The 15968-nt window shown below is 53.2% G+C and carries 16 protein-coding genes and 1 tRNA gene; 8 read left to right on the forward strand and 9 right to left on the reverse strand.

Annotated features, from left to right (window positions below):
• Positions 1 to 330: 330 nt before the first annotated feature.
• Complete coding sequence (locus tag DYY88_RS19935; protein ID WP_039727063.1) at positions 331 to 993, forward strand: sulfotransferase family protein; 663 nt, start codon at positions 331 to 333, stop codon at positions 991 to 993.
• Between the two features lie 533 nt (positions 994 to 1526).
• Positions 1527 to 4223 (forward strand): ammonium transporter, encoded by a 2697-nt coding sequence (gene amt, locus DYY88_RS19940; protein WP_052288434.1) that lies wholly within the window; start codon positions 1527 to 1529, stop codon positions 4221 to 4223.
• Positions 4224 to 4230: 7 nt separating this feature from the next.
• Here the strand turns inward: amt and DYY88_RS19945 are convergent, their stop codons facing one another.
• Entirely contained in the window at positions 4231 to 5256 is a 1026-nt protein-coding gene (locus DYY88_RS19945) for a zinc-binding dehydrogenase (RefSeq protein ID WP_039727066.1), read from the reverse strand.
• Positions 5257 to 5678: 422 nt separating this feature from the next.
• Between DYY88_RS19945 and DYY88_RS19950 the strand changes: the two genes are divergently transcribed.
• The gene (locus DYY88_RS19950) at positions 5679 to 6125 is read left to right on the forward strand and encodes a hypothetical protein (RefSeq protein WP_039727069.1); all 447 of its coding nucleotides are present in this window, start codon (positions 5679 to 5681) and stop codon (positions 6123 to 6125) included.
• A 150-nt stretch (positions 6126 to 6275) separates the two neighbouring features.
• Here DYY88_RS19950 and DYY88_RS19955 read toward each other — a convergent pair whose 3' ends face one another.
• From DYY88_RS19955 to hetZ, 3 genes are all read right to left on the reverse strand, one after another.
• A complete protein-coding gene (locus tag DYY88_RS19955; protein ID WP_039727072.1) occupies positions 6276 to 6746 on the reverse strand; it encodes an SH3 domain-containing protein in 471 nt (156 codons plus the stop codon).
• Positions 6747 to 6961: 215 nt separating this feature from the next.
• The gene (locus DYY88_RS19960; protein ID WP_052288435.1) at positions 6962 to 7996 is read right to left on the reverse strand and encodes a hypothetical protein; all 1035 of its coding nucleotides are present in this window, start codon (positions 7994 to 7996) and stop codon (positions 6962 to 6964) included.
• 45 nt (positions 7997 to 8041) lie between these two features.
• Positions 8042 to 9151, reverse strand: a complete 1110-nt coding sequence (gene hetZ / locus DYY88_RS19965; protein ID WP_039727075.1) for a heterocyst differentiation protein HetZ — start codon at positions 9149 to 9151, stop codon at positions 8042 to 8044.
• A 354-nt stretch (positions 9152 to 9505) separates the two neighbouring features.
• On the opposite strand from hetZ, the gene DYY88_RS19970 reads away from it, so the two are divergent.
• From DYY88_RS19970 to DYY88_RS19980, 3 genes are all read left to right on the forward strand, one after another.
• Positions 9506 to 9982, forward strand: coding sequence for a hypothetical protein (locus tag DYY88_RS19970; RefSeq protein WP_039727077.1), 477 nt, complete (start codon positions 9506 to 9508; stop codon positions 9980 to 9982).
• Between the two features lie 121 nt (positions 9983 to 10103).
• Positions 10104 to 10175 (forward strand) — tRNA-Val (locus tag DYY88_RS19975).
• 350 nt (positions 10176 to 10525) lie between these two features.
• Complete coding sequence (locus DYY88_RS19980; protein ID WP_039727078.1) at positions 10526 to 11206, forward strand: zinc metallopeptidase; 681 nt, start codon at positions 10526 to 10528, stop codon at positions 11204 to 11206.
• A 135-nt stretch (positions 11207 to 11341) separates the two neighbouring features.
• On the opposite strand, the gene DYY88_RS24955 is transcribed toward DYY88_RS19980, so the two are convergent.
• The 4 genes from DYY88_RS24955 to petJ form a co-directional block, all read right to left on the reverse strand.
• Positions 11342 to 11464 (reverse strand): hypothetical protein, encoded by a 123-nt coding sequence (locus tag DYY88_RS24955; RefSeq protein ID WP_302849260.1) that lies wholly within the window; start codon positions 11462 to 11464, stop codon positions 11342 to 11344.
• 166 nt (positions 11465 to 11630) lie between these two features.
• Positions 11631 to 12191, reverse strand: a complete 561-nt coding sequence (locus DYY88_RS19985; protein WP_052288436.1) for a hypothetical protein — start codon at positions 12189 to 12191, stop codon at positions 11631 to 11633.
• 110 nt (positions 12192 to 12301) lie between these two features.
• Positions 12302 to 13225: a tetratricopeptide repeat protein gene (locus tag DYY88_RS19990; protein ID WP_160299552.1), complete on the reverse strand. Its 924-nt coding sequence runs from the start codon at positions 13223 to 13225 to the stop codon at positions 12302 to 12304.
• Positions 13182 to 13511, reverse strand: a complete 330-nt coding sequence (gene petJ / locus DYY88_RS19995) for a cytochrome c6 PetJ (RefSeq protein ID WP_039727081.1) — start codon at positions 13509 to 13511, stop codon at positions 13182 to 13184. Before petJ ends, DYY88_RS19990 begins: the two co-directional genes overlap by 44 nt.
• Positions 13512 to 13972: 461 nt before the next feature.
• On the opposite strand from petJ, the gene DYY88_RS20000 reads away from it, so the two are divergent.
• Positions 13973 to 14749 carry a response regulator transcription factor gene (locus DYY88_RS20000; protein ID WP_039729921.1) on the forward strand — a complete coding sequence of 259 codons (777 nt, stop codon included), beginning with the start codon at positions 13973 to 13975 and terminating at the stop codon, positions 14747 to 14749.
• A 325-nt stretch (positions 14750 to 15074) separates the two neighbouring features.
• Here DYY88_RS20000 and rplI read toward each other — a convergent pair whose 3' ends face one another.
• Entirely contained in the window at positions 15075 to 15533 is a 459-nt protein-coding gene (rplI, locus tag DYY88_RS20005; RefSeq protein ID WP_039727083.1) for a 50S ribosomal protein L9, read from the reverse strand.
• A 119-nt stretch (positions 15534 to 15652) separates the two neighbouring features.
• On the opposite strand from rplI, the gene DYY88_RS20010 reads away from it, so the two are divergent.
• Positions 15653 to 15865, forward strand: coding sequence for a hypothetical protein (locus tag DYY88_RS20010; RefSeq protein WP_039727085.1), 213 nt, complete (start codon positions 15653 to 15655; stop codon positions 15863 to 15865).
• The last annotated feature ends 103 nt before the right edge of the window (positions 15866 to 15968 follow it).

Genomic DNA, 15968 nt, shown 5'->3' on the forward strand with positions numbered 1-15968 from the left:
CTATCAGCGCGATAGTCACTACCTTAAGCCTCCTTTTCTCTGCTGGGAGGAATGACAACCGAACACAGACGCTAAACACGTACCTGATTAGCCGATGCTCATACGAATTTAGTTTTGAAATGGCCCAGAGCAATCAGCCTCGCCAGTTTAGGGCCTTTATTGAGTAAGGAGGCGTGACCCCCGGCAATGTCGTTTTGTATCTGTTTAATAGGGCCATGGCTACTCTAATGCCCCCATAACAGTAAACTAGGCTGCATCTTAAGCCGCCTGCTTGGGAGATCGGTGACGAGCAACCATCCAGGCTCAACTGCGGTCAATCGGAGGTAGAGCATGGCATTGCAAGTCATCGGTGCAGGCTTTGGGCGCACCGGCACCATGAGTATGAAGGTGGCGTTAGAGCAACTGGGCTTCGGCCCGTGCTATCACATGGTCGAGTGCCTGCCTCGAGGGCCAGAGCACTGGCAGCAGTGGATTGATGCGGCGGGCGGTAAGCCGGACTGGGATACTCTGTTTGCAGGGTTTGGAGCCACGGTCGATTTTCCGGCCTGCTCCAGCTATCAGGCCCTGGCTGATTACTATCCCGATGCCAAGGTTGTGCTGACGGTTCGAGAGCCGGAACGGTGGTTCAAATCAACTCAGGAAACCATCTTCGCGCCCCATTGGATCGAGTACCTCAGGTCCGTTGAGATGGGCCAATTTATCCAGGCCACCATCAACGACTACCTACAAGATCGGATGCATGATCAGGAGTATCTGATTCAGCGTTTTCAAGAACACAATGAAGAAGTGCAGCGGACGATTCCTGCATCACGGCTATTGGTGTTTGAAGTGAAGGATGGTTGGGGGCCGTTGTGCCAGTTTTTAGACGTACCCGTGCCGGGGGGGGAATTCCCGTTTGTGAATGACACCCAGGCCGTCAAGGGGATTCTGAATAAAATCATTGCTGAGGGGCCCGAGGCCGTATTCGGATATACAGGGGCACCAGAGCCTTAATGGATGCAGGTCTGATGTGGTTTCAGGTCTGAGCCGTCCTCTCCATCATTCCCCTGCGGTCGGGCCGTGGAAGCGTCGTCTGAGTCCCGTCAGGGGAAGTGGTGGCGGTAGCTCGCGATCGCCTGGTAAGCATTGATGCTGAGTGGCTGATGTTTCGGGGTTCTGCCGGAACTGCGATCGCTCCCCAGTCAGCCTATTTTAGGGATTTTTCCTGATTCCTCGCATGACTCACTGATAAAAGTGGGTAATCTATATCACAAATCAGTTTTTCCCTATTGATTGATGCTTTTCGGCTTTAAAAGAGTTCTCACTACAATTGTTTTTATTGTTATCGGGCATGATATGCCTGTTGCCGACTGGGCGATCGCTCCTGATGCTCCCCGGTTTTATTGATAATTTTTGCTGTTTTATCGTTGTTGTGTTGGCAAAGACGCCGGCATTGATGGGTCGGTGAATACCGTATACCGAACGGCTGATTTAACCTTGGCTTAATTTAGACTTCTCTCATTGCCGACAAGGCGAATGCTAGCTGCATGACTCCATCGCTGATCGATATTCTCTGGGTGCTGATTAGTGCCAGCCTCGTCTTTTTGATGCAGGCGGGCTTCATGTGCTTAGAGGCCGGTACCACCCGCAGCAAAAACAACATCAATGTCGTTATTAAAAACATCTCTGACTTTGGCATTTCAGTGCTGTGTTTCTGGCTGTTTGGGTATGGACTCATGTTTGGGCAAACCCACTATGGCTGGGTGGGCACCAATGTGTGGGCCCCCGAAGTCGGTCAAGGCGAAACCTGGTTTGTGGTGTTTTTCCTGTTTCAGGCGATGTTTTGCAGCACGGCGGTCACCATTGTTTCCGGTGCCGTCGCCGAGCGGATGCGGTTTTCCAGCTATCTCGCCATTTCCGTGCTGGTATCAGGCTTCATCTATCCGTTTTTTGGTCATTGGGCCTGGAACGGTCTGAATGTGGGTGAGAGCAGCGGTTGGTTGGGGCAGCTTGGCTTTGTCGATTTTGCGGGCTCGACCGTCGTGCATAGTATCGGCGGCTGGGTGGCTTTGGCGGCCGCCATTATTGTGGGGCCGCGCATCGGGCGATTTTCGCGCAAGCGGCGGCGGCGATTCTTGACCGGATACGACTTGCCGTTATCGCTGTTAGGTACGCTGCTGCTCTGGTTTGGCTGGTTTGGCTTTAATGGGGGCAGCGTGTTGGCGCTCAATGATCAGGTGCCCGGCATTATTACCAATACGGTGATGGCCGGAGTTGCCGGGCTGGTGATGCCGATTTTGATCAGCATTTTTCAAAAGCAAAAGCTACGAGTCAGTGCGGTGGTGAATGGCTCGCTGGCGGGCTTGGTGGCAATTACGGCGAATTGTCATGCGGTCACGACCCACAACGCGATATTAATTGGGGCGATCGGCTGCCTGTGCATGTTGTTTGCTGAGGCCCAGCTCCAGCGCTACAAAATTGACGATGTGGTGGGGGCGATTCCGGTTCACCTGGCGGCAGGTATTTGGGGCACTTTGGCGGTGGCGCTGTTTGGTGATCTGACCGTGCTTGATACGGGGTTAAGCCGAGCGGCGCAACTGGGCGTGCAGTTGGCGGGCATCGTCACGGCCAGCATTTGGGCGTTTGGGATTACTTTTTTTCTACTGTGGCTGACCAATCGCCGCTGGCCGCTGCGGGTGCGCCGTCGCGATGAGCACATTGGCCTCAATATTGCCGAACATGGCGCTGCGAGTGATTTAGTCGATTTTTTTACGGTGATGCGGCGGCAAGAGCGCACGGGTGATCTGCGGCTACGCGCCCCGGTCGAACCCTTTACGCCTGTCGGACAAATTGCAGCTCGATACAATCGCGTCATTGGGAGCTTAGAGCAAGCGCTGGCTCGTACAGACGCCATTGTCGAGAGCGCGATCGAGGTGATCTTGACGGTATCGCGGCGCGATTTGCGCATTCAGTCGGCCAATCCGGCGGTGCGGAAGATGTTTGGCCTGGCAGAAGGGCAATTGCAGGGGACTCCTCTTGGAACGCTATTAGTCGTGGCTGCCCCCACCGCCGCTGCGCTGTTAAACGAGACGGTTGCCCCAGATCCTGACCTGGCGTCGGCGTTGGCGCTGGCGCAGTTAGTGCAGACAGCCAGCGAAGAAGGCACCCCCTATGAGTTGCTGGGCCGTCGACGCAGTGGGGGCGAGTTTCCGGTGGAGGTGACGGTGGCGGCGCTGAAAAGTCAGCCGGAAGATAGCTATACCTTAATCGTGCGGGACATTACGCTGCGCAAACAGGCGGAAGCGGCGATTCTGCGGGCTGAGGCGAAGGACTTAGAAGCCAAGCGCCTCGAAAAAACCCTGGCGGAACTACAGGAAGCTCAGCTCCAGCTAGTCCATAGTGAAAAAATGTCGAGCTTGGGGCAGCTAGTGGCGGGGGTGGCCCATGAAATCAACAATCCGGTGAGCTTTATTCACGGCAATCTCACCTATGTAGATGAATATGTCGCAGACTTGCTGAAGCTGATTGATTTGTATCTGTCAGACCCGGAGATCCAGTCTTCTGAGGCCATTCAAAAGCAAGTCAAGGCGATGGACATTCACTACCTTGTCGAAGATTTGCCGAAAATCTTGCAGTCGATGCGCGGGGGCACAGAACGGATTACGGAAATCGTCCGATCGCTGAAGGACTTTTCACACCAGGGGGGCGCACAACGCAAGCGGGTGGATCTGCATCAAGGACTGGATAGTACCCTGACCATTCTCGGCAATAAGCTCAAGGCGCGCGGCGATCGCCCCGAAATTGAAGTGGTGCGGGAATATGGCGACCTGCCGCTGGTGGAGTGCTTTCCGGGGCAGTTGAATCAGGTCTTTATGAACTTGTTGACTAATGCGATCGATGCCCTGGATGAAAGGTGGGAAACTCAACAAGCCCATGCTGTCCCCCATACTTCGCAGTGGCTGCCCAAGATTATTTTGCGGACGGAGCAGGTGGCGGACGATCGCATTCACCTGCACTTCACTGACAATGGCATCGGCATTCCCGACCATGTGAAGCGCCGCATGATGGATCCGTTTTTCACCACCAAACCCGTCGGCCAAGGCACCGGACTCGGCATGGCGATTAGTTACCAAATCATCGTCGAGCGGCACCATGGCAAACTCAATTGCCTCTCGACGCCCGGTCACGGCACCCGCTTTTTGATCGATTTGCCGTTAATATCAGCGGCGGCGACTACGACTTGAGGGTCGCCTAAGGCACCAAAATTAACTTGCCCAAATGCTCGCCGCGCTCCATGACGGCATGAGCGGTTTGGACATCCCGCAGTGAGAAGGTTTGAGCGACGGGCAAAGTATAGGTGCCATCCGCTATCCGGTCTAATACGTGGCGGTAGGCACTCTGTTCAGAACCACTGGCCGCGATTTCATTCAACAGCCACCCTCGGATCGACGCCATTTTGCGGATCAACGGGGTGACATCGACGGTGTCAGGGGTGCCCAACAGCCCATAAATCCACAGGGTGCCATGCGGTGCCAGCAGCCGAATTTCCTGATTCAGAAATGCTCCCGCCGCAACTGGATCAAAAATGACATCAAAGCCTTTGCCCGCCGTCAGCTTTTTGGCCTCGCGCCACCAGTTGGGCGTGTGGGTCACCACGATATGGTCAAAGCGGGCCTCGGGTAAGGCGGCGAGGCGCTCGACTTTTTCGGGGCGGGTAGTGGTGCCGACGGCTAGGCCCCCGTAATATTTCACCACTTGCGAAGCGGCGATCGCCACGCTGCTGCTCGCCGCCGGAATCAGCACCCGCGCGCCCGGTTGGATATTTTGTTTCCACACGAGACAGCCCCATGCGGTTAAAAAGGGCAGCCAGAGCGCCCCTAGTAACTCATCGGCGATCGCCGCTGGCGCCAGTACCGTTTTATCCGCTGCGACCACATAGTGAGATTGGTAAGTGCCCTGCCCCAGGCCCCGACTGGCCGGGGCGTCGAGGGTGAGTACGACCCGCTGCCCCACCGTGCGTTGCTGCTCGGCGCGGGGCGCATCACTCACGCCTTCGCCCACGGCCTCAATGATACCGCCGCCCTCTAGGCCCGGAATAAAGGGCGGATTGCCTGAAACCAGGCGATATTCACCCCGGCGGGCCATGAGCTCGGCATGGTTCATGCCGATGCTAGTAAGGCGCACGACGACTTCCCCTGGCCCTGGTGCTGGGGTTGGCCCATCTTCTATCACAAGCTGGTCAATGCCACCAAATCCCTTCACGACCGCTCGATACATGTCTTATTCCTCGTTGGTCTGCTTTGATTTTGCCTGATGCTGTCGACCCCTAAAGATCACAGGCTGTAAACATTCTCTGCGTTGCGAACCGTTACCAGCGATCGCCCCGAAGTTAGGACGCAGGGGATCACGGCTGAAAATATGTAGTTCTGTTCATAATCCCTTCAGGTTGGGGCAGTGATTTTTCAAGCCTGTGTGAAATGCATCAGAAAAAACACGGATCTACCCCGTAGAAAACTATAGTTTTAATTAACGAGGGTGTGCCATGACCGCGTAACTACTGAAAATTACGCCGCAGACGTTCCCACTAGCTCTGCCTGATGGCCTTTGAGCCTGTGGACGAATGCTGAAGCCAATTCTGTCATTACTACCAAGCCATTTTTTCGGGTCAGGCTATGCGTTCTCTAGTTGAGCCTCCATCTATGACTTTGCGTCTACGAACCAGTCATTACCGTTTTGTGTATGCTTTTGCCTCGGGTCACGAGTTAGTTGGCACCATGATTGGTGACAGTTATGGTGGTCAGTCAGATTATGTCTTTAATGTGCGATCGCTACGGGCGATCGCTCTGACACCCCAGGGCAACCTCATGATGAGTTTTGACGAGGTGTTTGGGCAGTTTACCCGCACGACGGCAGAGACGATTTTGTCGGGTTCTCATTCTCAAAAGGAATCGTTTTTTAGCATCAACTCTCGCAACGACGAAGCTTGTATCTACGATGCCGCCACCGAGCAGTGGGTGACGAGCGGCTGGTTACCAGGCCGCTGGACCATTGAGGAACTGCCTCTGCTGCCCTCAATGATGTCCTCGGTGCCGGCTTGTTCCAAGCGGCTCGCTTCGGTCTGGAGTCAGCGGGCCATGATTGCTTAACTAAAAGGCGCGAAGACAGGTTGCTTGACTGGCAATATCTCCTGAGACCAGCCTAAGGGTCTCTTCTGAACGAACCATTCGTTCACAATCCTGCATTCAGTCAACAGCGTCAGGCATGTCAGTTTCCCGAGCGACTCGCCACCCAAAGTCCTACTGGGCGGGCGGCTCATTAATCGCCTCGGTGTTGCCCGCTTTGACCCAGCCCTCTTGTCCGGTGGATTGGACGCGCACTTTAAGCCAGTTTCCGGCTTCATCAGTTTCCAGCACAATTACCTGGTCTTGATAATCGATCCCGCCCAGTTGCTGATTTTCGGCCCCCGGCCCCGAGCGCATGACCAAACCAATCGGCTGCACGACAACGGCTAAATAACTATCGGGTGGTAACGTTTCGGCGGGAGCTGGCGCGGGGGGTGTCTCGACCGGAGCCGGTGGAGTCTCAGGCTGGGCATTAGCTGCGTTAACCTGAAGCGCAACATCATTTTCATAAACCGGCTTAGGCGGCAAGACAGACAGCTTGGCCATAAAGTAACGAGCGGTGGCAACGCCTGCCAAAGACATCAAAATGAAGGCCAAAAAGATCCCCAATGTCAGTTTTGTTATGCCGAGAAAAAATGCTTTCATGATGCGTTTTGGCAATCCACGCCATAGGTGTATCCCAGCTGACTGAAAAGGTCAAGGGCGATCGCGCTCATCCCTCATCAACTAGCTCCGGTAGGGAGAGGGGCACAGGTCAATCGCACCGTCATCCCCAACCTTGTTGATCCCTCAATGATGATAAAACCGACCTCTCGTAGACGACAGGTCGGGCAATAAAGTTAACAGTCACCTGCGGTTGGTTAAGTCGACTCGCTCCAGCGAATCGCAAAGGTGAGCGGGGCGGCCTCGGTGCCGCTGAAATAGACCTCGACCGGATAAGTCGTGTCGGCGATCGGTTCTGGCAGCGTCAAGTTCAGGGTGCCAGGGCGAGTTTGGGTGACCGTTTGGCCCAGACTCGGCAGGGTCATTTGACTGGCACAAGGCACTGCTACGGCCAAGCTAATGTGATTCGGCAGCCCAACTTGATACTGGGCGGTGATGGCCACAGCCCCTTCCGAAGTTTGCCACTGCCGCGCTTGCAGCGGTTGCTGTGGCGTCAATGACAAGGTCAACGTTTCTAAAATATCTTTGGCCGCCAGCATGGTCAGGGTGACTTGTTGCTGTGGATTGGCACCGTCATAGCCATCGGGAAAGGCGGCTTTCAAGGCGGCCATATCCTGGGTGGCGGTGCTGCTACGCATGGTTGCATTTGCTAACACCAGACCCGCGATTTGATCCATCGCTTGGGGCTGATCCGGAAATAAATTTTCGACGGCTTTGACCAACTGCACGCCGGGTTGCAGCGACTCCCGAATGAGTTCCTGGCAGCGGCTCAGCAATCCCGTCAAGATGTCATCGGGCAACGTGGTGGGCAAAGCGAGCGATCGCAGTTGGACGAGCCAGGGATAGGTGCTCGCTTCAGTCAGTTCTACCGGGTAGTCCGTGACGGTTGATTCCCAAGGAAAGCGGGGGGGATTTTGACTAATTTCAATCTGGAGACGGCGTTTTAACACAGTCTGAAAATGATCTTGCACGGAAGGTAACTCTCCAAGTTCAGAAATCGGGGGAACTTCAGGTGATGAAAACTGATGAGGGGCGATCGCTGCCTCAACTGCCGGATCAGAGGCACTAGCCGATGCCCTTTCTACGGTCGTTGGTGAGTCGGGGGCCAACCCAGGCGGCGCGGCGGTACCCTTCGTTGCATCAACCTGCCCTGATGGCGAAGCATCTAGCTGGCTAAAGTGTTCTAAGAGCCCAATTAGAAAGCTTCGAATCGTATCTGCGTCACTTTTCATCACGGGTAGACTCCCTTCCGGACAATTCAAATCAAAGCTGACAAATTAAAGGTTACGGATTTCCCAAGCCTGTTCCAAGAGTTTGGTCCATTGTTTTTGCAACTGCGTTGGCGTCAAGCCGAGCTTTTGCGTGATTTCCGCATCGGCGAATCCGTCTTGTTTGAGCTGTAACAACTTAACCTGGGTTTCGCTGAGACGTTGCAGCAGGGTATCCCATTGCCGGGGCGCCAGCCCTAAATTTCGCTCTAGGTCGGCCTCTAACCACTCATGGACGATATCCCAGTGGTGCGATAACGCAAAGCGCACGAGGTGATATTTAAAGCGTTGCTGCAAATAATCGCGCTGCCGCGACGTTAGCTGCAACATCGACTCAATTTCAGTGGTAGGTAAATCAAGGAGACGCAGCGTGAAATAATCGGCACAGTCTTCTTGATTTCGCTCTTTGAGATAGCTGAGCAAGGCTTCGATGACTCGATTCCGTAAGACTTCTTCGGGCAGGCTGTCTTGCTGATCGACTAATTTTTCGCGCAATCGCTTGGTGGGCAGATTATCCCGTACGTCATCGGTGTCATGGCTCCCGCCGTCCGCTGCTTTTTCAATATCTAGGGTGGCTTCTGGGGGCTGCTGTTTGGCAAAGGTTTGGGCACGCAAAATAATGAGTTGTTGGCTGCGTCGGCCCGGTAGCGGAATGCGGCGTTTACCATAGCGCTCAGTAAAGGCCATGTACTCGGCCAGTTCTAATAAGGTGCGCGGTTGATAATCGGGTGCAGTTTCGTTTTCTCGCCGAAAGGCATTAAGCGATTCGAGGTAGAAGTTTTGTAGAAAGTCTTCAATTAAATTGAGCCGAGCTTGATAACTGGCCTGGGCGTGGGGGAGTGAAATGTATCGATAGACGATCGCGCTGAGGGTGCTGTGCAGCTCCACCCGACCTTTAATCGAGCCACAGCGGTAATACTTGAGACATTGATTTAAGCGGTGCATCGCGAGGTTATGCGCCCACGCTTCAACCTCACCAGAATCTTGAATACGCTGGCTTTGGGTACAGATCCGCTGTACCTCATGGGTTAGACGCTTCGCGATCGCCCGACTATTACTGTCAGAGGCGCGGGTGGCTTGCTTCAGCTCTTGGTAAAGTTTTTCTAAAAGTACTTCCACGCTTCGGAAGAACTACCCCGATGCAGATGATCCCTCAAACAGTAACACAGGAGCTTTTGGATGAGGCAATGTGGCATTGTCCCTTGCCAAGAGCCGATTCTGTGGGTTGTTGATGTGCCATTTCGACACGGGTGGTAGTTGGCTAATGGTAATGATTCTTTTTCAGATTGCCCGAAAACTTACGTGAAATCACTATCTACCCATTTACAGCTGAAGAAAGGCTTACACAAGGAACAGAGTGTAATAGCATGAATGGGCGCTGAACTTAGGATAGCGGTGATACCGCCCCAGTCGTTAAGTTAGTTTGCGCTGTACATAGCCTGGCATTACTGCATCTTTTTTATCCTTACGTATATGGAAGACTTACAAGCGCAAATTCAAACTCTGGTGCAAAATGCTCCCAATGATGGGGTGACTGGGCCGACGCTAGAGGCGATCGCGCCCGTGCTGATCACCTTTGCCGAACGTCTCAAGCATCGGCAGTACTACATTTTGCAAAACTTGAGTAAAAGCTGGGTCATGACGACCTTGAGCAATCGGTTAGAGCCCAATGTGCGCAAAAACGTGCTCTATGGCTTTGCCACTCTGAAGGATGCCGCATCCGATCCCAACACCGCCAAAAATCCCCAGATCATGGCGATCCCCATCCCGGTAACGCACATCCTATTTCAAATGCTGGCCCTCAAAAGTTTGGATAGCATGGTCTTTTTCGACACGCCGGGTAACTTGCGCCAGGGCACAGAGATTCACAAACAAGAATTTCAAGCGACGGTGCAGGCTCATTTGCAAGCCGCTCAAGGTGTGTCAGACCCTAATGCCAATATTGGCTAAAGTTTGTCTCGCCTCATGGTGATGGAAGGGCGGATAGGGAGTGACGCGATCGCTGCTCCCACTTCTTCGCGCCGCATTCAGCAAAAGAAGACCTAAACGTATGTTATTGTCATAAGTCCTAGGGCGATTAGCACAGTGGTAGCGCGCTTCCTTCACACGGAAGAGGTCACTGGTTCGAACCCAGTATCGCCCATACTTTTCAACGGCATGGTGACGTAAGCGTCAGGCGCAATGCACTGCTCAGGGGCTTGTGCGTTGGTGTAGTCACCAACGCATTTTGGTGACTTTAATGAATTCTGAGACTGTGTTGTGGGGAGGATGCAGTTGGTGCTGAGCGGGTTCGTTCTGGCCTAATCTTGACACTGACACAAAGCTGAAACGCAGCTTTTAGCAAAGCTTAAGGCCCGGATCAGTGCAGAATCTGGCATCATTTAAGCTCAGGCTCTGTCGGACAAATTTTCAAGACGACAATGCCAACAACTTTGATCCGGTTTGTATTGTCATTGCGTTTACGCATTTTTGCTCTCTTTGGGTTCAACTGTCATGTATTTTGATCCGATTTACCTCGTCTTTATGGTGCCCGGCGTGATTGCCACCATGTGGGCTCAAAACAAAGTCAAGGGCACGTATCGACGTTACTCTCAGGTGCCTTCCACGATGGGAATGACCGGCGCTCAAGTTGCTCAAACCATCCTCAATAAAATGGGTGTCCAGGGTGTCAAAGTCGAGCAGGTGCCTGGAGAGCTGACCGATCACTATGATCCCGGGGCAAAGGCCGTGCGTCTGTCTCAGGGGATTTATGGCTCGACATCTTTGGCTGCTGCCGCCGTGGCCGCTCATGAGTGTGGCCACGTTTTGCAAGATGTAGACGACTACAAATTTATGAATCTGCGGGCAAGTCTCGTGCCCGCAGTGAATTTAGGCTCGCGCCTGGGTCCCATCTTGATCTTCGCGGGGTTTATGCTGCAACTGTTTGGCCTGGCTTGGGTAGGGGTCATTCTGTTTGCCGCAGTTTTGCTATTCCATGTTGTGACTTTACCAGTAGAATTTGATGCCTCTCGTCGCGCATTAAATCTCATTGACGAATACGGCATTCTGCAGGGCGAAGAAAACAAAGGTGCGAAGGCTGTGTTGCAAGCTGCTGCCCTCACCTATGTGGCAACTGCCTTCACTGCACTGCTCAACCTCATGTACTACGTCTTGTTATTGTTGAGACGCAATTAATTCTTGAAGGCGGTGGGGGGGTTGCCGTTGTAGGAAAGCGGCTTCGTCAGAACAGTTGGAAGCCGTTCCATAGGAATTGTTTTGATGCGCTGACGAAATCGCTTTTGGGAGAACCTTGTGCGTTTGGGAGTTGAGCTAGGCGGTTCCACGGAAGAGCGCTAGCCAGCAATGTTGATAGCGATCGCAGTACACCCCACAAATGCGGTAGATATCTGCCGCGCTGGGATCAGCACCCTTGATGCTTGATCCCAATTCCATGCGCTGACCACCACTGCAATCGACCCATGACCATGCTTGAGTGAGACTGGCCGTTGTGAAAGGGGCGAGGTCAGTCGCTCATGTTTCGTCGGCGATCGCTGTAAATGCATCAAATGCATCGAGGGCTTCACCACAGGCACACCCCCGAGCAATGAATCGGTGGCGACTAGGATTCAGTAGGAGTGGGTTCAGGCACTATTACCGTGACCGAAGCCTCAATGGGAGCACCGTTGTACATCAGAGCTTCGTGACCGTTGGCGTTGAGCCCTACCGTCAAAACATGCTCGCCGGGGGGCAAGCTGGGCAGATGAAACCACTCGCTGTAAATGCGGGTTACTTTTTCGCCATTGATGTAGAGATGGCCGTGGCCCTCGGTAAGGTTGCTAGCAGTATTCACGGCTTCAGGGGCAAATGCCCAGTTGGCAGTCTGGACTTGTAAATTCCAGCCAGCGACGGGATCGGGAAAAATATCAACCGTAATCTCGGGGATGGGTTCCCCCGCTGGAATCATCAGCATGCCATGGCTATGGCTGCCATGGTCACCATGCCCACCGCTAGGCGGTGTCTCTGAAGGGGGCGCTGTGGGCTCACTGCCTTCGTGATGCATGTCAGCAGAGCCGCGGCCGTGATCGTGACCCATATCGGCGCGCAACTCAGCGGGAGCGATCGCGGCATACCCGAGCGTTAAAAGGGCAGTCGTTGCGAATGTTGTGATGAATTTGGACATGTTTTAGAGAAAGTGCAAAGTTCGGACATTGTCTACAAGTTGAGAATTAGCCATCTCCAACTGCTGTCAACTCAAATCTGGGTATCAAGCCTTGACTCAACGACCAATGCTTAACCTACAGCTGCTGGAGATTTCTGTAACTGATGCCAGCGCAACTGAGCTTGTTGCGCATGGGTTAAATCGCCCTGCTGACGAAACTGCTCAGCGGCCGTTTGGTAATCTTGCTGCGCGGCTGAGAGGTTGCCGAGTTGTTGCTGTACTATCCCTCGATTCAGATAGGTTGAGGCATGGTGAGGATCGAGTGCTAGCACTTGCTCAAAGTTCTGGAGGGCCGCTTGGTAGTGGCCTAAATGGTGACAGATACAGCCGCGATTAAAATATGCGCGGGTGTCTTGGGTGTCCATCGCTACGGCTTGATCGAGGGCGAACTTGGCTTCTGGCATGGCGTCAGTGGCCCAATAAGCGACCCCCAAATCGTTGTAAAGATTGGACATTTCCATCGTCGTCAGTGCGGCGGCATAAGTGAGCGCTTGGTGATATTGAGCGATCGCGCCTCGCACATCTCCCTGGGCAAACTTAGCCAGACCACAGTTGTAATAAGCACGCGAATCATCGGGATGAGCCGCAAGATGATGATTGAGAGCGGCGATCGCCGCCTCAAATTGCCCCAACCGATAATGTGCCAATCCTTGATAAAACCGCGCTTGGGGATGTTCTGCATCTACCTTGAGTGCCGCCTGGCAATGCTCAGTAGCCTGTTGAGGCTTATTGAGCATGAGGAAGGTCAAACACTGATAGCTATACGCATCACCAACCGTCTGACCTGACTCTGCCGCAGCGGCAAAATGCTGCAGAGCCGCTTCATAATGTTGCTGCTGTAAAGCCTCGATGCCCTGCTTTAAGGGTGAATAAGGGGCGGCGATCGCCCCTTCCATAACGCCCCAAGTCACTAAGACCAGGAAAAGGCTCACCAATTTGCCAAGCAGTGGCTTACCAACCTTTTTCCGCTTGCGCCAAAACGTAGGTAGCGACATCTTCAATATCTTCCTCGGTGAGACGTCCAGCAAAAGCAGGCATGGCACTCTTGCCATTGGTTACCTGGGTTTTGATGGCCTCTAGAGAAGCCATGCCGTATTGTTCTAAATCTGCCAACTTCAGGGTTTTGGCGGCATTGACCACATTGCCGCCACCAATATGACAAGCCGCACAATTGCTAGCAAATATCTGGCCGCCATGGGCGCTATCTCCGGCGAGTGCAGGCGCCATTGTCATTAACCAGGCCAGGCAGATGAGACAGAGACTCCAAACAAAGTTTTTCATGATGGTTTAGTCACCAATATCTTTGATAAATGTCCAGTTAGTGGAGAAAATAAGTTCCACCAAGAGGAGAGTTTAAGGGGTTGGGTACCCGTTTGGCCTAGTGAGCTTTACAAAAAGTTGCGCTAAGGCGGTGGTGTTTGAGGGGTGATTGATCTACGAACTGCAATGCCAGTCACCCGATTGCTGCTGAGAAAACTTCTGAAGTGGGGGGCTTGTGCTGAGCCCCGCAAATGGCTGCTGGGTAAGCCCGATGGGGCTCCTCCCATCAGTTCACTCTGGTTGTCCCGAACTGCATCAACGAGAACGACTGGGAACCGAGAAGGGCCGATCATTGCGAAGCTCTACTGGCTTTCGCTGAAACGCTGGCTTGGCCTCAAACTCAGGTAGTTGCCGTTACAAAAAACTCCGTTACGCTTTGTTATGTTGATGGTCACTTTTAGGATCCTGTACAGAGAAGATTGGTGGCTATAGCGACTATTCAAGTTATTGAGGGCAACCCTCATTTGCGATCGCTGTTGGGGTGGCACTTGCAGCAATCAGGCTATCGCGTACATCAGTCTGCCGATATTGTGCGGGCGCGCGAAGCGTATCAGACTCATCAACCCAACTTAGTGGTTTTAGATGCGCAACTGCCGGGCAGCAATAGCTTGGAGTTTTGTCAGTGGATTGTGCAGCAGGGCAACAGTTATCTTCTGATGTTGTCGGCACGTGATACAGAAGCTGACATTGTGGCTGGGCTCAAGGCCGGGGCTGATGATTATTTGACTAAGCCATTTGGCATGCGCGAATTTTTAGCACGAGTCGAAGCTTTGGCCCGCCGCCTCAATCGTCTCAGTGCGCCAGCTTCACTTAACTATGGCTCGCTGTATATCGACTTGGTGCAGCGGCGAGTGCGTTACCGTGATGAATACATTGACCTGACGCCCCAGGAATTTAGCTTGCTGTATGTACTCACGCAGGTCAGTGGCAAACCCTTGAGCCGCAGTGATCTCTTGCAGCGGGCTTGGCCGGATGCGATCGATAATCCACGTACGGTTGATACGCATATCCTGTCATTGCGCAAAAAGATTGAAGCCGACCCGCGCCAACCCAGCATTATTCAAACCGTGAGAAATGTCGGCTATCGCTTTAACGTTGACCGGCTGGTGACGGATGCTGACCTGCCGGGGCAATCACGTAGTGAATTGCGATCGATGGCCACGGCGGCATCTGTACCTGGTTCCACCAGCGCAATGTAATTTGCTCAACCTGAGCTCAAGGCCATGGTACGAGGCGTGGCCGACACCATTGGTGGCAGCATCTGATCAGTTATTGAAGCATGGGTAGAAAATCCTTATACCTGCAATGGATGTCACACAAGCCTCGTTGCCGTTCACGGCTAGCCTGATCTCGATAATCCTCTAATGTGCAGGACTCTTATCTAGTGAGTGTTATGTCCGCGCTAAATCATCAGTGTCGCTGAACAGACCTTACTAATCCCCATTCATCAAAATCGGCCAACACAACAAAACAGGCTAGGCTGTTGACCTAACCTGTTTTGCAATATGGGCGTTCTAAGTTGGCTTAGTCAGCAGCAACACGAATGTTGATAGTCGAGGTCACGTCGGCATGAAGCTTGATCGTGACTTTGTATTCACCGAGCTTGTTGATGTCGGGAACGGAGATGTCGCGGCGATCCACTTCTTTTTGCGTCGCTAGTTGAATCGCTTCAGCCACATCGCTCGAAGTGACGGTGCCAAAAATCGCCTCATCTTCGCCGACAGGCTTTTTGATGACAAACATGCCAATGGTTTCCAAGGCTGTTTTCATCGCTTCGGCATCATTTTTGATTTGCTCTAAGCGTTGGCGAATTTCTTCGCGGCGACGCTCTACCTGCTTGAGCACGCCAGGGGTGGTGCGCACTGCTAGCCCACGGGGAAACAGATAGTTACGGGCATAGCCGGGAGCCACTTCAACCAGGTCACCCGAAATCCCTAACTTACGAATGTCTTCTTGTAAAACGACTTGAACTCGCTTAGCCATAATTTTCCTTCAAACGCCCGGTCTAATAGATTACCTAAAGAAGGGGTCCGCTGGCAACTGTCATTTATGAGCCGTGAGAGTGGCAGAATGGCTGTGATGCCAGCCCACCCGTGTTTGCTATGCAAAAACTTTTGCTTGTAATTGTGCCCGCGATTTGGATCGTGGCGATCGCTATCCTTTCCGTACAAAATGCTACCCCTGTCGCTATCAAATTTTTGGGGCTCCAGTCGGTGGAACTGCCCTTTGGGGTGGTGCTCAGCTTTTTTGCGGCGGGCAGTATGGTAATTACCGCTGGCTTGTGGTGGCTGCTGGGCCGGAGGCGATCGCGATAACGGCATGTCGGCTAAGGAATCAGGATTTTGTAAAATCCAAGTTTTGTTGTGCAGGCAACTTGTCTGGACTTGGACAGCCGAGACGGCTGTCCACACATCATTA

This window comes from Leptolyngbya iicbica LK (assembly GCF_004212215.1).
GTDB lineage: Bacteria > Cyanobacteriota > Cyanobacteriia > Phormidesmidales > Phormidesmidaceae > Halomicronema > Halomicronema iicbica.